Below are 21,959 nucleotides of genomic sequence, written 5' to 3'. Positions count from 1 at the left end.
GATGCAGGTGGTTGAAGTCGCGTAGGCTACGCGACTTCTGCTTTGCCGTCCGCCTCATCCACCCCACGCCGCAGCACGGCGCGGGCGGCCTCGCGATGCTCGTTCGTGATGTGGCCGGCGACCATGCGGATGGCGGTGGCGAGCACGGCGGCGTCATCGGCGAAGCCGAGGATCGGCATCACGTCGGCGACGAAGTCGAACGGCAGGACGAAATAGGCGATCGCACCCAGCAGCGAGGCCTGGACGTGGCGCGGGGTCTGCCGGTCGAACGCGCAGTAATATGCCGCAAGCAGGTCCTCTGCGAAGGGCAGATGCGCGGCGACACGCTTCAGCTTGCGCCAGAAGCGGCGGCGCACGCCTTCGCGATCTTCCGCGAGCCGATCGGCCGGCTCGAAACCGACGCTGTGTTCGGCAGCCATGTTCGACAAACTCCCCGTTCAGCCCAGGCGATTTAGTCCAAGGCGGCGAACCGCCGCATCCTGGCTGATCACAAGATGGGGATGTCGGCTGTCCCTGCAAGACGTCGGCAAGGTCTCAGCCCGCGATCGCGTTCATCGCCTTGGCCAACGCGACGTCGAGCGCCGTGAGGCCGCCGGCGTCGTGGGTCGACAGCACCACCTCCACCGTCTTGTAGACGTTGCGCCATTCGGGGTGGTGATCCATCTTCTCGGCGACCAGCGCGGCGCGGGTCATGAAACCGAACGCCTCGTTGAAATCCTTGAAGATAAAGGTCTTCCCGATGGCATCCCGGCCCTGAACGTCGGTCCAGCCCGGAAGTCCGCCGAGCGCCTGCTTGCGCGCCTCCGCCGAGAGCCGTTCTGCCATGATCATCTCCGTCCTTCAGGGGAACTTTACCCTAACACCTTGCGTACGGCCCGGGTTCATACGGGGATTTCGGCCATCCGCTAACCATGACGGAGATGTAACCCCGCCGGACAAGAAATTTGCTACAATTACCGGCGTAAATCGCCGGCCAAGATGAAACTGAGCCTCAAGCGCCTGTTTGGGAGATCGATGACCGGGGGATTGGACCTGGCCGAAGCGCCCCCTCCGCCTTCGCCGCGATCTGCGGCGCGGAAGACGGCCCTGGTGTCTCTCGCATTCGTGCTTGCGATCGTCGGCACGCTCGCCGGCGGCTATTACTTCGCGATGCGGCCGGTGACGCTGAAGATCGCGGTCGGCCCCGCCAACAGCGACGACGTCAAGGTCGTGCAGGCGCTGACGCAGGCGTTCAGTCAGAGCAAGGGCCAGGTGCGACTGCGGCCGATCCAGACCGACGGCGCCACGGCCAGCGCCCATGCGCTCGCGGAAGGCAAGGTCGATCTCGCCATCGTGCGCGGCGACGTCGATGTGCCCAAGAACGCGCAAGCGGTCGCGACCCTGCGCAAGAACGTCGTGGTGCTGTGGTCCGTCCCCGGCAAAGGCAAGAAGCGGGGCGCGAAGATCACCAGGATCTCGCAGCTCGCCGGCCATCGTGTCGGCGTGGTCGGCCGCACCCAGGCCAACGTCAATCTGCTCAAGGTGATCCTGCAGCAATACGGCGTCGATCCCGCCAGGGTCGAGATCGTGCAATTCCCCGCCAACGAGGTGGCCGAGGCGATCAAGGGCCAGAAGGCCGACGTCTATCTCGCGGCGGGCCCCGTCAACAGCAAGATCACGGCGGATGCGATCGCCGCCTCCAGCAAGGATTTCGGCGCGCCCAGCTTCATCGCGATCGATTCGGCGGATGCCATCGCGCAGAACCACCCGATCTACGAGGCGTCCGAGATTCCCGCCGGCACCTATGGCGGCTCGCCCGCCCGCCCGGAGGACGAGATCAAGACCATCGGCTTCTCGCACCACGTCGTGGCGCGCAAAGGCGTGTCCGAAACCACCATTGCGGCGTTCACGCGCCAGCTGTTCGCCGTGCGTCAGCAATTGGTGACCGAATTCCCGCTCGCGGCGAAGATCGAAACGCCCGATACCGACAAGGATGCCGTGATCCCGGTGCATCCGGGTGCGGCCGCCTTCGTCGACGGCGAGGAAAAGACGTTCCTCGACAAATACAGCGACTACATCTGGTGGAGCCTGATGGCGCTGTCGGCCATGGGCTCGGTCGGCGCCTGGTTCGCGGGCTACCTGAAAAAGGATGAGCGCGACAGCAACAATCATCAGCGCGAGCGCCTGCTCGACATGATCGCGGCCGCGCGCAAGTGCGAGACGACCGAAGAGCTCGACCAAATGCAGGCCGAAGCCGACGACATCCTGCGCGACACGCTGCGCTGCTACGATCACGGCGCGATCGAGGAAGGCGCGCTCACCGCCTTCAACATCGCGCTGGATCAGTTCCACTCCGCCGTTGCCGACCGCAAGGCGGTGCTGTTCAGCCTGCCGCCGAACCTGCAGCGTGCGGGCACGCAGTTCCGGGCCGCCGGCAACGCCTGAGCTCCGGCGCGCGTAGTCGCTGCGTCACATTGCCTCGATATTGGTTTGCCGTCATTCCGGGCTGGTCCGAAGGACCAGACCCGGAATCTCGAGATCCGGATTCGCGCTTCGCGCGCTCCGGAATAACAGCGAGAGATCCGCGAGCCAGCCATGAACATCAAATTCTCCCGTCGCCGCTTCCTCGCCACCGGCGCGGGTGCGCTCGGCACCATCGCGATGCCTTACCTGTCTCGCGCGGCCGATCGGCCAAGGGTCACTCACGGCGTACAGTCAGGCGACGTCACGGCCGATGGCGGCGTGGTGTGGGCGCGCACCGACCGGCCGGCGCAGATGCTGGTCGAGGTGGCGACGACCGACACGTTCAGGGATGCCCGCGCGCTGCCGCCGATCGCGGCGCTCCCCGAAAGCGACTTCACCGCAAAGATGCTGATCGAGAACCTGCCGGGCGGCCAGGACATCTTTTACCGTGCCCGCTTCCGCGATCTCGCGCACAGCGCGGTCGAGGGCGAGGCGGTCGTCGGCCGTCTCCGCACCGCGCCGGCCGACCGCCGCGACGTTAGCTTCGTCTGGGGCGGAGACGTCGCCGGCCAGGGCTGGGGCATCAACCCCGACGACGGTGGCATGGTTACCTTCGCGACGATGCGCAAGCACCGGCCGGACTTCTTCCTGCATTCCGGCGACACCATCTACGCCGACGGCCCGATTGCATCCGAGGTGAAGCTCGCCGACGGCAAGATCTGGAAGAACGTCACCATCCCCGAGAAGGCCAAGGTCGCCGAGACGCTCGACGAGTACCGCGCCGCGCACAAATACAATCTCACCGACGACAATCTGCGCGCCTTCAATGCCGAGGTGCCGATCTTCGTGCAGTGGGACGATCACGAAGTGACCAACAATTGGTCGCCCTCGAAAGAGCTGCCGGCGGCCTACAAGGAGCGCGACATCGCGCTGCTCGCCGCGCGCGGGGCGCGCGCCTTCCACGAGATGTATCCGCTGCGCGAAAGCATCCATGAGCCCGGCCGGGTCTATCGCCAGATCTCCTACGGCCCGCATCTCGACGTGTTCATGCTCGACGAGCGCAGCTATCGCGGCGCGAACGGCCCCAATCTCGAAACCGCTTACGGCCCCGCCAGCCATTTCCTTGGCCCGGACCAGATTGCCTGGCTCAAGCGCGGCCTGCTCAATTCGCGCGCGACCTGGAAGGTGATCGCCTCCGACATGCCGCTGAGCCTGATCGTATCGGACACGGCGAAGGGCGGCTCGGAAGCGATCGCGCAAGGCGACGGTCCGGTGCGCGGGCGCGAGCTCGAGATCGCCGACATCCTGCGCTTCATCAAGATGGCGCCGATCAGCAACATTGTGTGGCTGACCGCCGACGTGCACTACGCCGCCGCGCATTATTACGATCCGAACAAGGCGCAGTTCCAGGATTTCGAGCCGTTCTGGGAATTCGTGTCGGGGCCGCTGCATGCCGGCACGTTCGGTCCGAACGCGCTCGACAACACCTTTGGACCCGAGGTGCGCTTCGTCAAGGCGCCGGGCAAGAACAGCCAGAACCTGCCGCCCTCAGCGGGCATGCAGTTCTTCGGTCACGTCAAGATCGACGGCGCCTCCGGCCAGATGATTGTGACGTTGCGCGACCGCGCCGATGTCGCGCTGTGGTCGACGACGCTCGATCCGAAGCAGAGCTGACGGCCAGAGCCCTCAAAACGGGTCTAATCGGCGTCGCGCGAGCGCAACGCCGCCTCCAACGCATCGCTCGAACACGGTTTCTGCAACCGTGGCTGACCGGAGAATTGCGGCGGAATGCGCGCCTCGGCGCCATAGCCGGTGACGAACACGAACGGGATATTCAGGGCAAGAAGCCGTTCGGCGACCGCAAAGCTGGTCTCGCGGATCAGCTCGACATCGAGCAGCGCGAAGTCGGGCGCACGCTCGACAATAGCGCCCAGCGCCTGAGCCACCGACCCGACGGTCCGCACAACGGCGACGCCAAATCCAAGCAGGCGATCCTCGAAATCGATCGCGATGATGGGGTCGTCTTCGACAATCAGGACGTCGGCCGGCCGGCCTGTGCCATCGGGAACTAGGAGTGCCATGATCAGATCTTGGAGGTGGTGGGGGTTTTGGATCAGGACTGCCGCGACACGATGCCTGCCTGCAGCGCATCGGGGGGTTCCCGGAACGAAACCCACCATATCGCCGTTCTCCAGTCTGTTCACTTGTGCACGCAGGAACGCGACGGAACTCGCTAAGATCGGGAGGAGAAGGGGGTCCACGATGGACGCGCGCATCAACAAGACGATCGAGGTCGAAAGCCGGCCGGCCAACAATCTGCTGCGGCGTTTGAGCCAAGCCGACTACGCTCTGCTCGCACCTCACGTCTCCGTCGAGGACTGCGCGGCAAGCGAGCTGCTCTACAATCCCGGCGATGACGTCCAGGTCGTCCACTTCCCCTGCGGACCGTCGCTCGCGACCTTTCTCGTTCCGAACGAGGACGGCCGCGACGTCGAAACCATCCTGGTCGGCCGCGAAGGCGCGGTGGGCGGTATCGTCAGCGAGGGCTACCTGCCGGCCTATACCCGAATCTGCGTGAAATTCGGCGGGCCGTTCGCGCGCGTTCATGTCGCCAAGCTGGAAGCGGCCAAGCTGCGCTCGGCATCGCTGCGCAACATCTTTGCCCGCTATGCCGATTGCATGCTGGCTCAGATATTCCAGTCGACCGCCTGCAACGCGATCCATTCGATCGAGCAGCGGACCGCCAAATGGATCCTGGCGGCGATGGAGCGGACCGGCGACGAGAGCAGCGTGCCGCTGACCCACGAGCAGCTCGCGACGCTGCTCGGCGTGGGCCGCTCCTATGCCAGCCGCGTGCTTCAATCGTTCAAGGCAGAACGGATTCTCGACACGCGGCGCGGATCGATCCTGGTTCGCAGCCGTGACGGCCTGAAGCTTCGCGCCTGCCTCTGCAACGACGCGGTGAAGATGCACTTCGAAGAGGTGCTGCGCGGCGTCTACCCGACCGAAGAGCGGGAGGCGGGGTAGCGAGTTCTTCCCCGGCACAAGACGCGCGGGCGCACTATCCCGCGCGGCCGGAACCTGGCTAGTATCCCCGGCATGAGCGGGGCTTTGCTTCACACCATCTTCGACGTCTTGGCGTGGCTGGGGGCGGCCGCGGCCGCCTACGGGCTGGCGCGACGGGGTTTGCGGTTTCCGGCGCAATCCTCGGCGCTGCCCTACATCGCCGCCTTGGTGTTCGGTGCCGGCCTCGGCGCCTATCTGTTCGGCTCCGCCAATCTGTGGCTGTCGGGTCAGAGCGGCATTGCGCGCTCGGTCGAGGGCGCGCTGGCCGGCGGCATCGTGGCGATCGAGCTCTACAAATGGACCGCCGGCATCACCTTGCGCACCGGCGCGCGGTTCGCGCTGCCGCTGGCCGTCGGTATCGCGATCGGCCGGCTCGGCTGCTATTTCGCAGGTCTCGACGACTTCACCTATGGCACGCCGACCACGCTGCCTTTTGGCCATGATTTCGGCGACGGCGTTCTGCGCCATCCCGTCCAGCTCTACGAGAGCGCGGCCATGGCCGTGTTCGCGCTCGTCTATGTGCTGGCGGTCTTGAACCGGAACGCGTTCACGATCACCAATGGTTTCTACCTGGCGCTCGCCTATTATGGAGGGCAGCGCTTCCTGTGGGAATTCCTCAAGCCCTACGGCACGCTGATCGGCCCCTTCACCCTGTTTCACCTGCTGTCGCTGTCCATCCTGCTCTACGCCGGCGTCATGCTGGCGACGGCACCCAGAGCGAGACGCCTGCAAAATGAGTTACTTGCATGAACGCGCCGTTGCGTAAGTCGCGTCCCTATATTTTCTGGGGCCAGACCCAATCTCTCTGCGAAACCTGCCTGAAGCTGGTGCCGGCCAAGATCCAGATCCTGGACAACGAGGTCTGGTACGAAAAGCGTTGCAGGGAGCACGGCGTCCAGTCCACGCTGGTGTCGACCGATGCCGCCTATTGGCGCTTGTGCAAGGATTTCATCAAGCCCGGCGACCGGCCGCTGCAATTCCAGCAGCGCACCGAATTCGGTTGCCCCTATGATTGCGGTCTCTGTGCCGACCACGAGCAGCACTCCTGCCTGGCGCTGATCGAGATCACCGAGCATTGCAATCTGACCTGCCCGGTCTGCTTCGCGGAATCCTCGCCGGCACGAACCAAATTCACCCCGCTCGCAACCGTGGAGAAGATGCTGGACGCGCTGGTCGCAAGCGAGGGCGAGCCCGATCTCGTGCAGATCTCCGGCGGCGAGCCGACGCTGCATCCGGATTTCTTCGAGATCCTGGACGCGGTACGCGCCCGTCCGATCCGCCACGTCATGATCAACACCAACGGCCTGCGCATCGCGCGCGACAAGGATTTCGTGGCGAGGCTGGCCGAGAACAAGCGCGGGCTGGAGGTCTATCTCCAGTTCGATTCGCTGCAGCGCGACGCGCTGGTCGATCTGCGCGGCGCGGATTTGCGCAGGATCCGGCAGCAGGCGCTGGAAAATCTCGAGCATTACGGCGTGTCGACCACGCTGGTCGCGACCATCAAGCGCGGCGTCAACGATGCCGAGATCGGCGACATCGTCCGCCACGCCCTCACCTGGAAATGCGTGCGCGGCGTCACGCTGCAGCCGGTGCAGGACGCCGGCCGCAACGACAATTTCGATGGCAAGACCGACCGCATCATGCTGTCGGAGATCCGCAAGCGCGTGATCCAGACCGGCGTGTTCGGCGACAAGGACATGATCCCGCTGCCCTGCAATCCCGAAAGCATCTCGATCGGCTATGGCCTGCGCAACGGCGAGAAGGTGCTGCCGCTGACCTCGTTGATCCCGCAGGAACAGCTGGTCGCCGTGATGCCCAACACCATCAGCCCGGAGAAATATCCGATGCTGCGGGAAAAATTCGTCGATCTGTTCTCGCTGTCGTCGGGGCCGCTCAACACGTCCGAACGGGTCTGCGAATTGCTGTGCTGCCTGCCGAGCTTTCAGGTGCCGGACGGGCTCTCCTACGAGAACGTCTTCCGCGTCACCATCGTGCAGTTTCTCGACCGCTTCAATTTCTGCGTCGGCAACGTCAAGCGCAGCTGCATCCATTTCGTGACGGAGCAGGGCGCGATCATTCCGTTCGACACCTACAATTTGTTCTACCGCAACGGCAAGATCGACGGCATCCGCGCCGAACTGGCCGACGAGACTTATCGAGAAACCAAGGCGCGCGAGGAGGTGCCGCGTTGAGCGAGACGCCCTCACCTCCATCGCCGCGAAGCGGGTGCGTCACCGCGATCATGGTGATGTTCGGGGTGATCCTGCTGCTGCCCGGCATCTGCGCTCTGATCTTTGCCTTCGACCAGACCCAGTCGTCCCACTTCGACACCCGCTTTATCCCCATCCTTGCCCTCGCACTGCTGGTGGCGTTTGCCGGCGTGATGCTGATCAGGGCCGCGAGAAAGAGACCATGAGCGAGTCCAACCAAACCCCACCGGCCCTGCCTCCGCAGATCCAGCAACCGCGCAGCGGTTGCCTGACCGCGTTGATGGCGATCGCCGGGATCTTCATGCTGTTGCCGGGGCTGTGCGCGCTCCTGTTCGGCGGAATGGCGGTGGTCGACGGTGGCCGGATCCCTTCCGACATGGCGTCGCTGGTGTTCTTGGGGCTGGTCATCGGCATCGGGGGCGTCGTCCTGATCTGGGCGGCCATCGTGGGCCGCAAGGCCCCGCCGGCCCGCAACGATCGCTAAGCCCCGGAGATTCCCGGGCAAAATTCAGTCAACCAAGGCCCAAAGAACACATTGTTTTTTGGCGGTTTTTGCATATATTGCGCCGCAACGCGCAGGGCGCCCGGTCAAGATGGCCGGGCTTCCTTTTTGGGCGGAAAGCGCCCCGTTTCCAGTCTTCCAGCGTTGTTTCGAGAAGAGGTCCCGGTCTGACCGGCGAGATCGCGCTTAACCCATTGTTCGACCGCAAAGAAGCTCACTCATGAATCTTCGTAACGTTGCCATCATCGCCCACGTCGACCACGGCAAGACGACCCTGGTCGACAAGCTCCTCCAGCAGTCCGGCACGTTCCGCGAGAACCAGAAGGTGACGGATCGCGCCATGGATTCCAACGATCTGGAGCGCGAGCGCGGCATCACCATCCTGGCCAAGGCGGCCTCGGTGCAGTGGAAGGACACCCGCATCAACATCGTCGACACCCCCGGCCACGCCGATTTCGGCGGCGAGGTCGAGCGCATCCTCAACATGGTGGACGGCGCCCTGGTGCTGGTCGACGCCGCCGAAGGCCCGCTGCCGCAAACCAAGTTCGTGGTCTCCAAGGCGCTCAAGGTCGGCCTGAAGCCGATCGTCGTCATCAACAAGGTCGACCGCCCCGACGCGCGCCCGACCGAAGTCATCAACGAGGTGTTCGATCTGTTCGCGGCGCTCGACGCCAGCGAGGAGCAGCTCGACTTCCCGATCCTCTACGGGTCGGCCAAGCAGGGCTGGATGGCCGACAGCCCGGAGGGTCCGAAGGACAAGGGCATGGAGCCGCTGTTCGACCTGATCCTGCGCCACGTCGCGCCGCCGAAGGTCGAGGAAGGTCCGTTCAGGATGATCGGCACCATCCTGGAAGCCAATCCCTATCTCGGCCGCATCATCACCGGCCGCATCTCCTCCGGCGTGCTCAAGCCGAACCAGCAGGTCAAGGTGCTGAACGCCGACGGCAAGCTGGTCGAGTCCGGACGCATCACCAAGATCCTGGCCTTCCGCGGCCTCGAGCGCACCCCGCTCGATGAAGCCGAAGCCGGCGACATCGTCGCCATTGCCGGCCTGACCAAGGGCACCGTCGCCGACACCTTCTGCGATCCGACCGTCGAGGTGCCGCTGCCGGCGCAGCCGATCGATCCGCCGACCGTGTCGATGTCCTTCATCGTCAACAACTCCCCGCTCGCCGGCACCGAAGGCGACAAGGTCACGAGCCGCATGATCCGCGACCGCCTGCTGCGCGAGGCCGAAGGCAATGTCGCGTTGCGCGTGGTCGAAGCCGCGGACAAGGATGCGATGGAAGTCTCGGGCCGCGGCGAATTGCAGCTCGCGATCCTGATCGAGACCATGCGCCGCGAGGGCTTCGAGCTCTCGGTGTCGCGGCCGCGCGTCGTGTTCCAGAAGGACGAGGCCACCGGCGCCACCCTGGAGCCGATCGAGGAGGTCGTGATCGACGTCGACGAGGAGCATTCCGGCGTCGTCGTGCAGAAGATGAGCGAGCGCAAGTCCGAGCTGATCGAGATGAAGCCGTCGGGCGGCAACCGTCAGCGCCTGGTGTTCTACGCGCCGACGCGCGGCCTGATCGGCTACCAGGGCGAATTGCTCACCGATACCCGCGGCACCGCGATCATGAACCGCCTGTTCCACGGCTACGCGCCGTACAAGGGCGAGATCCAGGGCCGCCGCAACGGCGTGCTGATCTCCAACGATCAGGGCGAAGCGGTGGCTTACGCCATGTTCAAGCTGGAAGATCGCGGCCCGATGATGATCGAGCCGGGCTGGAAGGTCTACAAGGGCATGATCGTCGGCGAGCACACCCGCGACAACGATCTCGAGATCAACGTGCTCAAGGGCAAGCAGCTCACCAACATCCGCACGACCTCGAAGGACGAAGCCGTGCGCCTGACCCCGCCGATCCGCATGACGCTGGAGAAGGCGCTCGCCTATATCGAGGACGACGAGCTGGTGGAGGTCACCCCGAAGTCGATCCGCCTGCGCAAGAAGCACCTCGACCCGAACGAGCGCAAGCGCGCCGAAAAGGCCAAGGAAGCGGTGGCTTAAGGCTGCCGCTTTCATTCACTGTCATGCCCCGGCTTGACCGGGGCATCCAGTACGCCGCGCTCTCTCGGCCCTATAACGACTGCCTCTGGAATACTGGATCACCCGCTTTCGCGGGTGATGACACCTGGTGTGTGATGCCTTTAGCGCGTATCCCGAACGTGCTAGAGCCCGCCCATGAGCTCCCTCCCCTCCTCCGTCGACGTCGCGATCATCGGCGCCGGTGCCGCCGGCCTCGGCGCGGCGCATGCGCTGGCGGGCTCCGGCCTCTCGGCGATCGTGCTGGAGGCGCGTGACAGGCTCGGCGGCCGGGCCTGGACGGTGCAGGCCTCGCCCGAGGTCACCTTCGACGTCGGCTGCGGCTGGCTGCACTCGGCCGACAAGAACTCCTTCGTCGCGATCGCAAGGCAGCTTGGCTTCGAGCTCAACAAGGACCTGCCGCCCTGGCGCGAGCGCGCCTATGGCAACGCGTTTCCGCCAAGCGAGCGCGACGATTTCATGCGCGCGATGGACGCGTTCTACGAGCGCCTCTGGCAGGCCGCGCAAAAGCGCCAGGACGAGCCCGCGAGCCTGAGCCTCGAAGTGGGCAATCGCTGGAATCCCATGATCGACGCGATCTCGACCTACATCAACGGCTGCGAGCTGAAGGACATGTCCACGCTCGACTGGGACGCCTATGAGGACACCGAGCTGAACTGGCGCGTCCGCCGCGGCTATGGCGCGCTTGTTTCGGCCTATGGCGCACCCTGCCCGGTGGTCCTGAATTGCAACGTCGCCCTGATCGATCATTCCGGCAAGCGCATCCGCATCGAGACATCGCAGGGCACGCTGACCGCGGACAAAGCGATCGTCACCGTGCCGACCAACCTGATCGCCGATGCGACGTTGCGCTTTTCACCGCCGCTGCCGTCCAAAGTCGATGCCGCCGCCGGCCTGCCGCTCGGCGTCGACGACAAGGTGACGCTGGCGCTCGAGGGCGCCGAAGCCTTCCCGAAGGAAGCCAATCTGCGCGGCGCCACCATGCGCACCGAGATGGGCACCTACCACATCCGTCCGTTCGGCCAGCCCTGCATCGAAGGCTTTTTCGGCGGCAGCTTTGCCCGCGCGCTGGAGGATTCCGGCGAGGGTGCCATCGCCGCGCAAGCCATCAGCGAGATCGCGGGCTTCCTCGGCAACGATATCCGGCGCAAGCTGAAGCCGCTCTACGCGTCACGCTGGGCGCGCGATCCGTTCGCGCAGGGTTCGTATTCGCACGCCCTGCCCGGCCACGCCGGGGATCGTGCCGTGCTGGCCGCGCCGGTGGACGGGCGGCTGTTCTTTGCCGGCGAGGCGACGTCGCCGACCTTCTTCACGACGGCGCACGGCGCACGGGACAGCGGGGAGCGGGCGGCTGGGGAAGTGCTGGCAGCGATTGGGACGCTTTAGCCGCAGACTCCGTCATTGCGAGCGCAGCGAAGCAATCCAGAAACTTTCCGCGGGGGCAATCTGCATTGCTTCGTCGCAAGAGCTCCTCGCAATGACGTGGCTACTCGATCACCCGCGCGCGCAAATCAGCGTCAGGGATGAAGCATGCCTCATACTTGCCGAAGATGCGGTAGCGGTTGCGCGCGACGAGGCTGTAGACGACGTCGCGCAGCGGCTTCGGCACCGCGAAAAGCGCCCGCACCCAGCGCCAACCGGGAAGCTGCGACAGCACCGTCAGTGCGGCGTCGGACTTCATGAAGACCTCGCCGCCATGAACAACGGCGTTGGTGTCGGGATCAGCGGGGTCGATGCCGAATGTGCGCGCCAGACGTGCGCCATAATCCGACTGGATCGGCGTGAAGCGAAACCGCTTGCCGGTGTCGCGCTTGGCCACGAAGCGGACCCAGCGCGAGCAGAAGATGCAGACGCCGTCGAACAGGATGACGTCGTCGTCGGGCCATTGGGGCATCAGCGATTATCCAACATCAGGAGGCCGACCAGCATCAGCACGATCGCTGGACCGGTCTTGACCAGCGCGCCGAGCGGCTCGATCCAGAGGTCCGGCGTCAGGATCGCGGCGCCGGCCATATAACCGAGCGAAGCGACGATGCCCGCAACGAGACCGATCGCCGCGGTGCGGCGGAAGGCGATCAGCACGCCGATGCTCATGTCCATCAGGCTGGTTCCGACAGTGATGGGATCAACCAGCGCCGGCGGAAAATCGTGCGCGGTCAGGATGCCGGCGGCGGCCCGATAGGACACGAACAGCGCGATGAAGCCGGAGACGAGCCAGAACGCGACCAGGCTCGCGAAGATCAGCGCCTTGATCAGGAACAGGCGCGCGAACCATTTGTCCTGGATGGTGGCGGGATGACGGCCGATCGTCTCAGCAAGCGTCTTCGGCGTGATACCGGTGGCCGTGATCCAGGCCGAGGGATCACCGCGCACGCCGCGGCGCAATTCGGCGATGGCGGTGGAGCGCATCGGCGGCGTCCAGCCGAGATAGCTGGCGAGATCGCCGATCCTGGCGCCGAGATCGAGCAGGATCGTCGGCATCGCGATGCGCGGCCAGCCGGACGTGCCGAACGCGCGACTAAATTGCTCGATGACGCCGGCCATCGTGACCGGCTCTGCCTGCATCAGATCCCAGCTCACCGCGTGCACGGACGCGTCGTCGATGTCCCGCGCGGCGAGCCACGCGATGGTGGCCGAGATGTCCTCCACCGCAACAGGCTGGAACGGTGTTGCCATCTCCTTACCCGGAAGATCCAACGGAAAGGCCGCGAGCGCGCGGAGCAAGGCGTTGCCGCCGTAGGCTGACGGTGCAACGACGAAGCCCGGCCGCAGGACGGCATGGGGAATGCCGGACGCCGCGATCAGGCGCTCCGCCTCGCGTTTGGTCGTCGCAAACGCGGTGCGGTCGGCCTCCGCCGCTCCCGGAATTGAGATGTGCACCAGGCGGATCGCGCGACCGCTGTCACCGATCGCGGCAAGGAGCCGCGCGACGAAATCGCGATGCACGGCGCCCGTATCGCTGCCTGGCCCGTCCTGAAGCACGCCGAGGCAATTTACGACGACGTCGACGGCGTGCTCGCGCAGGAGCCGCGCCAGCGCAGCTGCATCCAGCGAGAGGATCGGCAGCTCGACGTCCAACGCGCTCATTCTTTGCGACGGCGACAGGCTGCGCGCCACGCCGACGACGCGGAATCCCCGCGCGCGGAGATCGTCGGTGACGAAGCGGCCGATCAGGCCGGAGGCGCCGAGCACCAAAATGGTTCGCTCACACATCACGTCCCTCAAAACGGTTTTGCGATCATCAGCCAGAGGATCAGCATGGTCGCGCCGAAACCGGGAAAGCCGAATGCGAACCAGCGGCGGAACAGCATGAAGTAGCGCTGCGGCAGCGCGCTGCGCTGATCGGTCGCTTTGCGCGCAAGATCCCGCATCTCGATCTGCATGAAGACGACGGGAATCCAGAACAGGCCGGCGACGGCGTAAAGTGCCAGCGAGGCGAGCAGCCAGTGCTCCGTGATCGGTATCGCCGAGAGCATCATCAATAGGCCGCCCGTGACCGGCTGGAGCAGCACGGCGGAGAACGTGAAGATCGTATCCGCGATCACCACCACCGAGGCCGTGCGCGCGATGAACGCCACATCGTTGGTACGATGCGCCATCAGCATGAAGAAGGCGATGCCGGTGCCTGTGCCGAGGATGACGATGGCGCCGAGCACATGCAGGAACTTGACCAGAACATACGGCGTCATGGCTTCTTGGTCGCCTTTGGCCGGTCAGGGTTCAGCGCACGCGCGAGATCGCCGCTTGCGGCTTTGACCCCGGCTTCGCTCTCGATCATCCAATGCCCCTCGCTGCCGACGGCCGGCAGGATGCGGAAGTCCACCTTGCCGCCACCGCCGCGAAACGCGTCGGCCAGGCTGTTCGAAAATGCCGGCGCGAAGTAGCTGTCATTGCCCGCAACGAGCCATGTGACGGGGATACGCGCGCCTCTGCCGAACTCCGCGGCAGCGGCAAGCAGCTTGGCTGGTGCGCAGATCCGGTTCGGCTCGTCATCGGCATGGCCGCCGCGCCCCGGCGCGAACACCGCGATGGCGGAGATCGTCTGCGGGTCGGCATCTGCGAGCGCGAGCGCGCCCCAGCCGCCGGCGGAATGGCCGATCACGATCGCGGCCTCCTTGCGAATGAAATCCTGCTTTCGCAAATGCTCCAGCGCGAGCCGTATCTGCTCGGCCGTTGCGCGGCCAGAACGCGCATAGTCGGCCTCGTCACATCCGCCCTGATCCTCGACATAGCGGCCGCCGGTCGCGCCATGGCCGAGCCGCTCCGGCACCAGCACGGCATAGCCGCGCGCGACGAGATAGGCGGCAAGCGGACGGTATTCCGGCTGCGGCATTTGCGCTCGACGCAAGCCGTTCTGCGTCGAGGCGTGCGCGATGACCGCAAGCCGGAACGGACCTGCGCCGGCGGGACGAAACAGCACGGCATGGGTGGCGATGCCGGTATCCAGCGACGGCACAAGCCATTTCTGTCGGCGAAGCGGCTCGCCCTCTTCGCCGGACGGGCCAGACCTGACCTGGGCGCACAGAGGCGACGCAGCCAGCAAGGCCAGCAGAGGCAGGAGCGCGATGGTCTTGAGGAGCCGCATGAATGGCCGAGGGCGACACGAGAAGCGACCGCCACACTAGTTGGAACGAATCACTCTGGGCGGACTTTTTGCCCTGCCATTGTCGTTCATTCATTGCCGCAGAACGAGTTTTGCACCGACGCATGGCGTGCCGAGACGATTTGAGTCGGCATCCTGTCTTTTTTCGGCACAACATGGTTAAGACACTGATGCACAAAGTCCACACGTTAACCGATAATTAACGATAGGACTTGCCGCCGAGGCGGCGACTTGGTTTGATTGTCTCCATGAGCACAACCCTGATCGAGGTCCGGCCGGCCAAAGCTGCAGATGCAACTGCGGTGGCGTCCACGCATGACGAAGCCTGGCGCTCCGCCTATCAGGGCATCATTCCCGGCGCCGAGCTGGAAAAGCTGATCAACCGCCGCGGCCCGCAATGGTGGGACAGTGCGATCCGCAAGGGCAGCCGCGTCAGCGTGCTGGTGTTCGGCGACAAGATCGCCGGTTACGCCAATTACGGTCGCAACCGCGCCCGCAGCCTGCATTTCGACGGCGAGATCTACGAGCTTTATCTGCGCCCGGAATTCCAGGGCCTCGGCTTCGGCCGTCGCCTGTTCGCCGCCGCCCGCCGCGACCTGATGCAGAGCGGGCTGAAGAGCATGGTGGTGTGGGCGCTCTCGGATAACGACCCCGCGACCGAGTTCTACCGGGCGCTCGGGGGCCGTATGGTGGCGCGCTCGTCGGAGCGTTTCGGGCCGAAGGCGCTCGACAAGGTTGCCTTCGCCTGGACTAACTAGACTTGGACCAACTAGATTTGGACCAATTGAGCTGCTGAAGGCCGAAGCGGCAGCGTTTCCCGTCCGTCGATACCGCTGCCGTTGAGCCGGTGATTTCGGGATTCATTATTTCATAAAAACGCGATGGATCAGCGGGCCAAGCCCGCGTATGACAGCGCCAAAATCGGCTGCCGGGCGCGATTTTACCTCGGCAACAACGGAGCCTTGAATGCGTATCGATGCGATCTCGATCGGGAAAAACGTACCGCACGAAGTCAACGTCCTCATCGAAGTCCCCGTGGGCGGCGAACCGATCAAATACGAGATGGACAAGGAGGCCGGCACGCTGGTGGTCGACCGCTTCCTTTACACGCCGATGCGTTACCCCGGTAATTATGGTTTCATCCCGCACACCCTGTCGGATGACGGCGACCCCTGCGACGTCCTGATCGTCAACACCCGCGCCATCATTCCCGGTGCCGTCATGAGCGTGCGCCCGGTCGGCGTGCTGTTCATGGAGGATGAAGCCGGCGGCGATGAGAAGATTCTGGCGGTGCCGTCGTCGAAGCTCACGCAGCGCTACGACAAGGTGAAGTCGTACTCCGACCTGCCCGACATCACGCTGCAGCAGATCCAGCACTTCTTCGAGCACTACAAGGATCTCGAGAAGGGCAAATGGGTGAAGATCCTGCGCTGGGGCGGCCCTGAGGAGGCGCACAAGCTGATCCTCGAAGGCATGGACCGCGAGAAGAAGAAGAAGGGCTGAGTTTCTGTGCCCCGGACGCAGCGCAGCGTAAAGCGATGCGCTGCCGAGCCGGGGCCCAGTACTGTGGCGCCATGGGTCCCGGCTCAGCGTCGCGGCATTTCATGCCGCGCCGCGTCCGGGACACGCGAGTTCCGCTACACCGCAGGCTTCGGCAGCCCCGCGATTGCGCAGGCCGCGCGCAGCGTATTCACCAGCAGGCAGGCTACCGTCATCTGACCGACGCCGCCCGGCACCGGCGTGATGGCGCCGGCCACCCCAAGCGCTTCCTGATAGGCGACGTCGCCGACGAGGCGCGTCTTGCCGTCCTCCTTCGGGATGCGATTGATGCCGACATCGATCACGGTCGCGCCCGGCTTCAGCCAGTCGCCGCGCACCATCTCGGGCCTGCCGACCGCGGCATAGACGAGATCGGCCTGCTTCACGAGCCCAGGCAGGTCGCGCGAGCGCGAATGCGCGATCGTCACCGTGGCGTTCTCGTTCAGCAGCAATTGCACCAGCGGACGGCCGACCAGATTGGAGCGGCCGATGACGATGGCGTTCATGCCCTCCAGTGACGGATGCACGCTCTTGGTCAGGATGATGCAGCCGAGCGGCGTGCATGGCGACAGCGCCTCGAAGCCGCCGGCGAGCCGGCCGGCATTGTTCGGATGCAGGCCGTCGACGTCCTTGGCGGGATCGATGGCGTTGATGACGGCTTCCGTGTTCAGGCCCTTCGGCAGCGGCAGCTGCACCAGGATGCCGTGCACGGCGGGATCGCGGTTGAGCTTTTCGACCAGCGCCAGGAGGTCTGCTTGCGAAACGTCGGCCGGCAGCTTGTGCTCGAAGGAGGCCATGCCGGCGGCTTGGGTCTGGGTGTGCTTGGAGCGGACATAGACCTCGCTGGCGGGATCGTTGCCGACCAGAACCACCGCAAGACCCGGCACCAGATTGTGCTCGCGCCTGACCCGGGCGACCTCGTCGGCGACGCGGGCGCGCAGCTCGGCGGCGATGATTTTTCCATCGATAATCTTGGCGGTCATGTCAGTTCCCTCAGTCCTTCGATTTGGCCGCGACGAGCTGGCGTAGGGCTTCGCCGAGCCGTGCCGGATCGCCGTCGACCGCGATCTGCTTCAGCCGCGAGGTGGCACCGGACAGCAGTCTCACGCTGGCCTTGGGAACGCCGAGCGATTTCGCCAGCAGGACCAGCACGGCCTTGTTGGCCTCGCCGCCATCGGCGATGGCGCGCACCCGCACCTTGAGCACGCTGCGGCCATCGGCCAGCTGCTCGATCCCGTCGATGTCGTCGCGGCCGCCGCGCGGCGTCACCCGCAATGCGATGCTGATTCCTGCGGCCGCGTAGCGCCAAGGCTCCTTGCCGGCTTCTCGGGCAACCAAGGCGCTCCAGCCCGCTCAGACCACGTTGGGGTAGATGTAGTACAGGATCACCCGCTCGATGAACATGATGATCAGGATCAGGATGATCGGCGAGATGTCGAGGCCGCCGAGGCTGGGCAGGAAATTGCGAATCGGTGCCAGCACCGGCTCGGTGATCCGGTACAGGAACTCCGCCACCGCCGACACGAACTGGTTGCGCGTGTTCACGACGTTGAAGGCGATCAGCCAGGACAGGATCGCGGAGGCGATCAGCAGCCAGACGTAGAGGTCGAGCACGATGATGACGATGTCGAGAACGGCACGCATGGCGTTTGAAGACTCTGGCTTTTGATAATTCGGGCGGCGGTCGGATTGACGCCTTTGCTAGATATCGGTTCCCCCCCGCCCAAACAAGGGAGTCACGCCCCGAATGGCTAAAACCGGGTGACACCCGTCCTTGACTTGACCTTGGCGGGGACTTAAATGGCGCCCGGTTGTCGGCCGCGTTGACCAGAGCGGCCAGCAAAGGGGCCATAGCTCAGCTGGGAGAGCGCGTCGTTCGCAATGACGAGGTCGGCGGTTCGATCCCGCCTGGCTCCACCACGCTTCGCCCTTCGGGCTACGCGTGGCGCAGCCACGTCGGAGCCCGCAGGGCGAAGCGTGGTGTCCGGCGAAGCCCGCAGGGCGAAGACGGACCGGCTCAGCAAATCCAACATGTCCAGCCAAATCTTTCCGGGCTACGCGCGGCGCAGCCACGACGGAGCCCGCAGGGCGAAGCGTGGTGTCCGGCGAAGCCCGCAGGGCGAAGACGGACGGCTCACAAATACTCTCCTCACCTCCCCGTAAACCTCGGCGGCCGCTTTTCCATGAAGCTCGCCACCCCCTCCCGGAAATCGCTGCCGGCCAGCGCCACCATCATCTCCCGGTTGGCTTCGATCGTCGCCTCGGCCAAGGTCTGGAACGGCACCTCGTAGAGCTGGCGCTTGATCACGGCCATCGCACTCGGCGAGACGAAATCGGCGAGATCGCGGGCATAAGCATAGGTCTCCTCGCGCAACTTCTCAGGCGGGCAGAGCCGGTTGACCAGCCCGATCCGAAGGGCTTCCTCGCTCGACACGCGCCGCGCCGAAAGCAAGAGGTCCATCGCATTGGCGTGACCGACGATGCGCGGCAGCATCCAGCTGATGCCGTGCTCGGCGATCAGTCCGCGCCGCGCGAAGGCTGTGGTGAACACCGTATTGTCGGCGGCAAAGCGCAGGTCGCAGTAGAGCGCGTGGACGAGGCCGATGCCCGCGGTGGCGCCGTTGAGCATGGCGATGACCGGCTTCCTGATCGAGGGATAATAGCCGTAGCGCGTCTGCCAGTCCGGACGGCGGTTCATGTCGAAGGGCGGCAGGTTCGAGGCGCGCCTGACGTCGTCAGGGTCGAGTCCCTTCAACGCATCCATGTCGGCGCCGGCGCAGAACGCGCGGCCCGCGCCGGTGAGCACGATGACGCGGACATTGTCGTCGGCGCTTGACGCTTCCATCGCATGACGCACGTCGCGCTCCATGGTCGGCGTCCACGCATTCATGCGATCAGGGCGATTGAGCGTGATGGTCGCGATCTTGTCGCTCACCTCATAGAGAATGTGATCGTAGGCCATGACGCTCTCCCTCGTTTGCCGGCACGCATTGGTGCGCGCTCGTTGGCGGAGAGCCTAGCATATCAGGGGGCGGCGCGAGGACTTGCGCCAAGAGCCTGCGCGAAGGGCGCCGGTTACTCGGCGGCTTGGGCCAGCACCGGCCGCCGCGCCAGCCAGCCGTCGATGAAATGATCGAGCCAGGCGCGCTCGGCGGCATCGTAGACCGCACGATCCGCGAAATGATGGTGGCGCTGCCGCGCACCGGGCGCGCTGAAGCCGTCGTAGCCACGCGTGGTCCAGCGATGCATCATCGCGTAGGTCACGTCAGGATGAAACTGCACGCCGAAGGCATTGCCGGCACGGAACGCCTGCACCGGAAAATCGTCGCCCTCCGCGAGCAGCTCGGCACCGGCAGGCAGCTCGAATCCCTCGCGGTGCCAGTGATAGACCTGAGCCGGCCAGGCCGGGCAGAGCGCGCGGCCCGCGGCGGTCGGGCGGATCGGATAGTAACCGATCTGGGTCAGCGCATCGGCATGCGGCGCGACGCGGGCCCCGAGCTGCATCGCGAGCATCTGGGCGCCAAGGCAGATGCCGAGGAACGGCCGCTGCTCGCGCAGCGGAATCTCGAGCCAGTCGATCTCGCGCCGGATGTAATCGTCGGAATCGTTGGCGCTCATCGGGCCGCCGAAGAAGACGGCGCCGGCATGCTCGTCGAGCGTCTCCGGCAGCGGATCGCCGAAGCGGGGACGGCGAATGTCCAGGGCGTGGCCAAGCGCGCGGAGCGCATTGCCGACCCGGCCGGGAGTCGAGCATTCCTGATGCAGGACGATCAAGACCGGCAACCGGCTTTCGGAGGCGGCAGCGCTCGGCGCCTTCTTTCGGAAGGGCACCAGTTCTGCGCCACAAAACCTGTCCGTCCGTAACGACATGGCCTCTGCGAGTGCTATCGGTTCAGACCGCCAGCATAGCTAAGCGACGGTTAACATCGTGTGAGTTCGCGCACACATCGAAGGTGAAGCAAGCTCCGGGCCATTACGGGAGCTCCAAGATTCTCTAATGCCTGCGCCTCTGGAACCTGCTGGTCGCGGCCAGGATGAAGCCGCGCGGGAAGAAACGCAGCGCCAACGGCACAATCTTGATGCCGAGACCGGGCAGCACTGCCCGTTTGTTGGCCATCAGACCACGGTACGCCTCCTGCGCGACATCGGCGGCTGAAACATTGAGAAGGGCGGTATCGTGTTGGGATCCGACGCCGGCGCGCGCCTGGAATTCGGTGGGCACGGGGCCCGGGCAAAGCACGGTGACGCGAACGCCGCGCGGCGCGAGCTCGGCCCGGAGCGCCTCGGTGAACGAAATCACGTAGGCCTTGGAGGCATAATAGACCGCCATGCCGGGACCGGGCAGGAAGCCCGCGACCGAGCCCACGTTGAGAAGACCGCCCTTGTTCCTGATCAGCTGATCGGCAAAGCGCAGCGACAGATCCGTCAGGGCCCGCACGTTGACATCGACGATCCCGATCTGCTCGTCGCGGTCGCGCTCGATGGCATCGCCGAACACGCCGAAGCCGGCATTGTTGACGAGGTGGTCGAGCTCGACGCCCTCGGCGGCGAGCGCCGCCGCGATCGTCTCGCCGGCGGCGGGGTCCTCGAGATCGCAGGCGATCACGATCGGCTTCTTGCCGCCCTTGGCCGCGAGCTCGCGCGCGAGCGTCTCCAATCGATCCGCGCGCCGCGCCGTCAATGCCAGGCGATGTCCGTTGGCAGCGAATACGCGCGCCAGCTCCGTCCCTATGCCCGCCGAGGCCCCGGTGATCAACGTTACCCGCTCAGTCACGATCGAAGTCTCTTGAATGGAAGTCTTTGGCCCCGCAATGACCGAACGAGAGCATAAGCCGAGCGCGACAGGCAAGCGGCACCGGCGGAATGGCGGCTTGAGCGGGCGACAGGGGGAGCAGGAAGGACAGGTATTCGCGGGCGAATCAGCCAAGCAGGGCTGCCCGGCCCACATTAAAGTTTCGTCATGTGGCTCGCGTGGGAAGCAATCCACCAGGCGGAATGGGATCAGCCGCCGACGGCGCGTCCTTCCCCTGGCCCCCGACGCGCTCGGCCACGATATGCTTCAGCTCGATCCGGTCTCGCTGGGAAATCCCGAGCAGATCGGAGGCGCGCCAGACGACATTGTCCTCGAACTCGCTGACCTGGCCGTCGGCAAAGACCAGCTCCCACATCATTCGAACGATGCGCTTGCGACCCTCCTCGTCGAGCGAGCGCATGATGATGCTGGTGAAGTGATAGAGGTCCACCGCTTCGCCCTCGACCTCGGTGGCGTCGGCGATCAGGCGATCCGCAGCGCCGTGATCGAGCCCGAAATGGCTTTCGATCAGGCTGTGCAGCTTGCGCCGCTCGGCGGCCGTCGGCTGGCCGTCCAGCGAGACCACGTGGACCAGCAGCGCGGTCGCCGCCAACCGATAGTCGCTGTCAGCGAAGGTGCGGCTCTGGTCATGGGGGGCGACAATGTCGGCGATGAATTGGCGCAGGCCGTCGAGCATAATGGTCCTTACCGAAATCGATCCA

Annotated in this window: 25 protein-coding genes and 1 tRNA gene; 12 read left to right on the top strand and 14 right to left on the bottom strand. The window is 65.2% G+C overall.

What is annotated here, in order from left to right; genetic code table 11:
• Nucleotides 1-26: 26 nt before the first annotated feature.
• Both DCM80_RS14000 and DCM80_RS13995 read right to left on the bottom strand, forming a co-directional pair.
• On the bottom strand, nt 27-419 hold the full coding sequence (locus tag DCM80_RS14000; protein WP_257197481.1) for a YkvA family protein: 393 nt from the start codon (nt 417-419) through the stop codon (nt 27-29).
• 115 nt (nt 420-534) lie between these two features.
• Nucleotides 535-825 carry a 4a-hydroxytetrahydrobiopterin dehydratase gene (locus tag DCM80_RS13995; RefSeq protein WP_257197480.1) on the bottom strand — a complete coding sequence of 97 codons (291 nt, stop codon included), beginning with the start codon at nt 823-825 and terminating at the stop codon, nt 535-537.
• A 153-nt stretch (nt 826-978) separates the two neighbouring features.
• Between DCM80_RS13995 and DCM80_RS13990 the strand changes: the two genes are divergently transcribed.
• Both DCM80_RS13990 and DCM80_RS13985 read left to right on the top strand, forming a co-directional pair.
• Nucleotides 979-2,424, top strand: a complete 1,446-nt coding sequence (locus DCM80_RS13990; RefSeq protein WP_257197479.1) for a TAXI family TRAP transporter solute-binding subunit — start codon at nt 979-981, stop codon at nt 2,422-2,424.
• A 150-nt stretch (nt 2,425-2,574) separates the two neighbouring features.
• Nucleotides 2,575-4,116 carry an alkaline phosphatase gene (locus DCM80_RS13985; protein ID WP_257197478.1) on the top strand — a complete coding sequence of 514 codons (1,542 nt, stop codon included), beginning with the start codon at nt 2,575-2,577 and terminating at the stop codon, nt 4,114-4,116.
• Nucleotides 4,117-4,139: 23 nt separating this feature from the next.
• On the opposite strand, the gene DCM80_RS13980 is transcribed toward DCM80_RS13985, so the two are convergent.
• Entirely contained in the window at nt 4,140-4,523 is a 384-nt protein-coding gene (locus DCM80_RS13980) for a response regulator (protein ID WP_257197943.1), read from the bottom strand.
• A gap of 181 nt (nt 4,524-4,704) precedes the next feature.
• On the opposite strand from DCM80_RS13980, the gene DCM80_RS13975 reads away from it, so the two are divergent.
• From DCM80_RS13975 to DCM80_RS13945, 7 genes are all read left to right on the top strand, one after another.
• Nucleotides 4,705-5,469: a Crp/Fnr family transcriptional regulator gene (locus DCM80_RS13975; protein ID WP_257197477.1), complete on the top strand. Its 765-nt coding sequence runs from the start codon at nt 4,705-4,707 to the stop codon at nt 5,467-5,469.
• 72 nt (nt 5,470-5,541) lie between these two features.
• Nucleotides 5,542-6,258, top strand: coding sequence for a prolipoprotein diacylglyceryl transferase family protein (locus DCM80_RS13970; RefSeq protein WP_257197476.1), 717 nt, complete (start codon nt 5,542-5,544; stop codon nt 6,256-6,258).
• Nucleotides 6,255-7,700 (top strand): radical SAM protein, encoded by a 1,446-nt coding sequence (locus DCM80_RS13965; RefSeq protein WP_257197475.1) that lies wholly within the window; start codon nt 6,255-6,257, stop codon nt 7,698-7,700. Before DCM80_RS13970 ends, DCM80_RS13965 begins: the two co-directional genes overlap by 4 nt.
• Nucleotides 7,697-7,924, top strand: a complete 228-nt coding sequence (locus DCM80_RS13960) for a hypothetical protein (protein ID WP_257197474.1) — start codon at nt 7,697-7,699, stop codon at nt 7,922-7,924. The genes DCM80_RS13965 and DCM80_RS13960 overlap by 4 nt, the downstream gene beginning before the upstream one ends.
• Nucleotides 7,921-8,202, top strand: a complete 282-nt coding sequence (locus DCM80_RS13955; RefSeq protein ID WP_257197473.1) for a hypothetical protein — start codon at nt 7,921-7,923, stop codon at nt 8,200-8,202. The genes DCM80_RS13960 and DCM80_RS13955 overlap by 4 nt, the downstream gene beginning before the upstream one ends.
• Before the next feature lie 238 nt (nt 8,203-8,440).
• Entirely contained in the window at nt 8,441-10,267 is a 1,827-nt protein-coding gene (gene typA / locus DCM80_RS13950) for a translational GTPase TypA (RefSeq protein WP_257197472.1), read from the top strand.
• Nucleotides 10,268-10,441: 174 nt separating this feature from the next.
• Complete coding sequence (locus DCM80_RS13945; RefSeq protein WP_257197471.1) at nt 10,442-11,689, top strand: NAD(P)/FAD-dependent oxidoreductase; 1,248 nt, start codon at nt 10,442-10,444, stop codon at nt 11,687-11,689.
• A 100-nt stretch (nt 11,690-11,789) separates the two neighbouring features.
• On the opposite strand, the gene DCM80_RS13940 is transcribed toward DCM80_RS13945, so the two are convergent.
• The 4 genes from DCM80_RS13940 to DCM80_RS13925 are packed head-to-tail and all read right to left on the bottom strand — an operon-like array spanning nt 11,790 to nt 14,888.
• Complete coding sequence (locus DCM80_RS13940; RefSeq protein ID WP_257197470.1) at nt 11,790-12,197, bottom strand: thiol-disulfide oxidoreductase DCC family protein; 408 nt, start codon at nt 12,195-12,197, stop codon at nt 11,790-11,792.
• Nucleotides 12,197-13,516, bottom strand: coding sequence for an SDR family oxidoreductase (locus tag DCM80_RS13935; RefSeq protein WP_257197469.1), 1,320 nt, complete (start codon nt 13,514-13,516; stop codon nt 12,197-12,199). Before DCM80_RS13935 ends, DCM80_RS13940 begins: the two co-directional genes overlap by 1 nt.
• An 8-nt stretch (nt 13,517-13,524) precedes the next feature.
• The gene (locus tag DCM80_RS13930) at nt 13,525-13,992 is read right to left on the bottom strand and encodes a DUF2269 domain-containing protein (protein ID WP_257197468.1); all 468 of its coding nucleotides are present in this window, start codon (nt 13,990-13,992) and stop codon (nt 13,525-13,527) included.
• Complete coding sequence (locus DCM80_RS13925) at nt 13,989-14,888, bottom strand: dienelactone hydrolase family protein (protein WP_257197467.1); 900 nt, start codon at nt 14,886-14,888, stop codon at nt 13,989-13,991. Before DCM80_RS13925 ends, DCM80_RS13930 begins: the two co-directional genes overlap by 4 nt.
• Nucleotides 14,889-15,154: 266 nt before the next feature.
• Here DCM80_RS13925 and DCM80_RS13920 point away from each other — a divergent pair, with 266 nt between their 5' ends.
• Together DCM80_RS13920 and ppa are read left to right on the top strand one after the other, a co-directional pair.
• Nucleotides 15,155-15,664 carry a GNAT family N-acetyltransferase gene (locus DCM80_RS13920; RefSeq protein WP_024338772.1) on the top strand — a complete coding sequence of 170 codons (510 nt, stop codon included), beginning with the start codon at nt 15,155-15,157 and terminating at the stop codon, nt 15,662-15,664.
• A gap of 208 nt (nt 15,665-15,872) precedes the next feature.
• Nucleotides 15,873-16,409: an inorganic diphosphatase gene (gene ppa / locus DCM80_RS13915; protein ID WP_194405349.1), complete on the top strand. Its 537-nt coding sequence runs from the start codon at nt 15,873-15,875 to the stop codon at nt 16,407-16,409.
• Nucleotides 16,410-16,543: 134 nt separating this feature from the next.
• On the opposite strand, the gene folD is transcribed toward ppa, so the two are convergent.
• The 3 genes from folD to DCM80_RS13900 are packed head-to-tail and all read right to left on the bottom strand — an operon-like array spanning nt 16,544 to nt 18,089.
• On the bottom strand, nt 16,544-17,428 hold the full coding sequence (gene folD / locus DCM80_RS13910; RefSeq protein ID WP_257197466.1) for a bifunctional methylenetetrahydrofolate dehydrogenase/methenyltetrahydrofolate cyclohydrolase FolD: 885 nt from the start codon (nt 17,426-17,428) through the stop codon (nt 16,544-16,546).
• 10 nt (nt 17,429-17,438) lie between these two features.
• On the bottom strand, nt 17,439-17,783 hold the full coding sequence (locus DCM80_RS13905) for a DUF167 domain-containing protein (RefSeq protein WP_257197465.1): 345 nt from the start codon (nt 17,781-17,783) through the stop codon (nt 17,439-17,441).
• Between the two features lie 15 nt (nt 17,784-17,798).
• Entirely contained in the window at nt 17,799-18,089 is a 291-nt protein-coding gene (locus tag DCM80_RS13900) for a YggT family protein (protein WP_028133372.1), read from the bottom strand.
• A 200-nt stretch (nt 18,090-18,289) separates the two neighbouring features.
• Between DCM80_RS13900 and DCM80_RS13895 the strand changes: the two genes are divergently transcribed.
• A tRNA-Ala gene (locus DCM80_RS13895) sits at nt 18,290-18,365 on the top strand.
• Between the two features lie 229 nt (nt 18,366-18,594).
• Here the strand turns inward: DCM80_RS13895 and DCM80_RS13890 are convergent.
• The 4 genes from DCM80_RS13890 to DCM80_RS13875 all read right to left on the bottom strand — a co-directional run bounded on the left by DCM80_RS13890 (nt 18,595) and on the right by DCM80_RS13875 (nt 21,934).
• Nucleotides 18,595-19,407: an enoyl-CoA hydratase gene (locus tag DCM80_RS13890; protein WP_257197464.1), complete on the bottom strand. Its 813-nt coding sequence runs from the start codon at nt 19,405-19,407 to the stop codon at nt 18,595-18,597.
• A gap of 113 nt (nt 19,408-19,520) precedes the next feature.
• Entirely contained in the window at nt 19,521-20,315 is a 795-nt protein-coding gene (locus DCM80_RS13885) for a glutamine amidotransferase (RefSeq protein ID WP_257197463.1), read from the bottom strand.
• A gap of 124 nt (nt 20,316-20,439) precedes the next feature.
• Nucleotides 20,440-21,219: an SDR family oxidoreductase gene (locus DCM80_RS13880; RefSeq protein ID WP_257197942.1), complete on the bottom strand. Its 780-nt coding sequence runs from the start codon at nt 21,217-21,219 to the stop codon at nt 20,440-20,442.
• 184 nt (nt 21,220-21,403) lie between these two features.
• Complete coding sequence (locus tag DCM80_RS13875) at nt 21,404-21,934, bottom strand: TerB family tellurite resistance protein (RefSeq protein ID WP_049819904.1); 531 nt, start codon at nt 21,932-21,934, stop codon at nt 21,404-21,406.
• Nucleotides 21,935-21,959: the final 25 nt, after the last annotated feature.

This window comes from Bradyrhizobium sp. WBOS08, from assembly GCF_024585125.1.
Classification (GTDB): domain Bacteria; phylum Pseudomonadota; class Alphaproteobacteria; order Rhizobiales; family Xanthobacteraceae; genus Bradyrhizobium; species Bradyrhizobium japonicum_B.
The sequence above is the reverse complement of the archived record's forward strand: the minus strand, read 5'-3'. Positions and strand labels throughout refer to the sequence as shown.

Bases quoted from the DNA above. Each gene is read 5' to 3' on its own strand.
- DCM80_RS13990 (WP_257197479.1), top strand. From the start codon at position 979: ATGAAACTGAGCCTCAAGCGCCTGTTTGGGAGATCGATGACCGGGGGA.
- DCM80_RS13955 (WP_257197473.1), top strand. From the start codon at position 7,921: ATGAGCGAGTCCAACCAAACCCCACCGGCCCTGCCTCCGCAGATCCAG.
- DCM80_RS13995 (WP_257197480.1), bottom strand. From the start codon at position 825: ATGGCAGAACGGCTCTCGGCGGAGGCGCGCAAGCAGGCGCTCGGCGGA.
- DCM80_RS13970 (WP_257197476.1), top strand. From the start codon at position 5,542: ATGAGCGGGGCTTTGCTTCACACCATCTTCGACGTCTTGGCGTGGCTG.
- DCM80_RS13890 (WP_257197464.1), bottom strand. From the start codon at position 19,407: ATGGCCTACGATCACATTCTCTATGAGGTGAGCGACAAGATCGCGACC.
- ppa (WP_194405349.1), top strand. From the start codon at position 15,873: ATGCGTATCGATGCGATCTCGATCGGGAAAAACGTACCGCACGAAGTC.
- DCM80_RS13965 (WP_257197475.1), top strand. From the start codon at position 6,255: ATGAACGCGCCGTTGCGTAAGTCGCGTCCCTATATTTTCTGGGGCCAG.
- DCM80_RS13985 (WP_257197478.1), top strand. From the start codon at position 2,575: ATGAACATCAAATTCTCCCGTCGCCGCTTCCTCGCCACCGGCGCGGGT.
- DCM80_RS13920 (WP_024338772.1), top strand. From the start codon at position 15,155: ATGAGCACAACCCTGATCGAGGTCCGGCCGGCCAAAGCTGCAGATGCA.
- DCM80_RS13940 (WP_257197470.1), bottom strand. From the start codon at position 12,197: ATGCCCCAATGGCCCGACGACGACGTCATCCTGTTCGACGGCGTCTGC.
- DCM80_RS13945 (WP_257197471.1), top strand. From the start codon at position 10,442: ATGAGCTCCCTCCCCTCCTCCGTCGACGTCGCGATCATCGGCGCCGGT.
- DCM80_RS13975 (WP_257197477.1), top strand. From the start codon at position 4,705: ATGGACGCGCGCATCAACAAGACGATCGAGGTCGAAAGCCGGCCGGCC.
- DCM80_RS13885 (WP_257197463.1), bottom strand. From the start codon at position 20,315: ATGTCGTTACGGACGGACAGGTTTTGTGGCGCAGAACTGGTGCCCTTC.
- folD (WP_257197466.1), bottom strand. From the start codon at position 17,428: ATGACCGCCAAGATTATCGATGGAAAAATCATCGCCGCCGAGCTGCGC.
- DCM80_RS13900 (WP_028133372.1), bottom strand. From the start codon at position 18,089: ATGCGTGCCGTTCTCGACATCGTCATCATCGTGCTCGACCTCTACGTC.
- DCM80_RS13930 (WP_257197468.1), bottom strand. From the start codon at position 13,992: ATGACGCCGTATGTTCTGGTCAAGTTCCTGCATGTGCTCGGCGCCATC.
- DCM80_RS13980 (WP_257197943.1), bottom strand. From the start codon at position 4,523: ATGGCACTCCTAGTTCCCGATGGCACAGGCCGGCCGGCCGACGTCCTG.
- DCM80_RS13875 (WP_049819904.1), bottom strand. From the start codon at position 21,934: ATGCTCGACGGCCTGCGCCAATTCATCGCCGACATTGTCGCCCCCCAT.
- typA (WP_257197472.1), top strand. From the start codon at position 8,441: ATGAATCTTCGTAACGTTGCCATCATCGCCCACGTCGACCACGGCAAG.
- DCM80_RS14000 (WP_257197481.1), bottom strand. From the start codon at position 419: ATGGCTGCCGAACACAGCGTCGGTTTCGAGCCGGCCGATCGGCTCGCG.
- DCM80_RS13925 (WP_257197467.1), bottom strand. From the start codon at position 14,888: ATGCGGCTCCTCAAGACCATCGCGCTCCTGCCTCTGCTGGCCTTGCTG.
- DCM80_RS13935 (WP_257197469.1), bottom strand. From the start codon at position 13,516: ATGTGTGAGCGAACCATTTTGGTGCTCGGCGCCTCCGGCCTGATCGGC.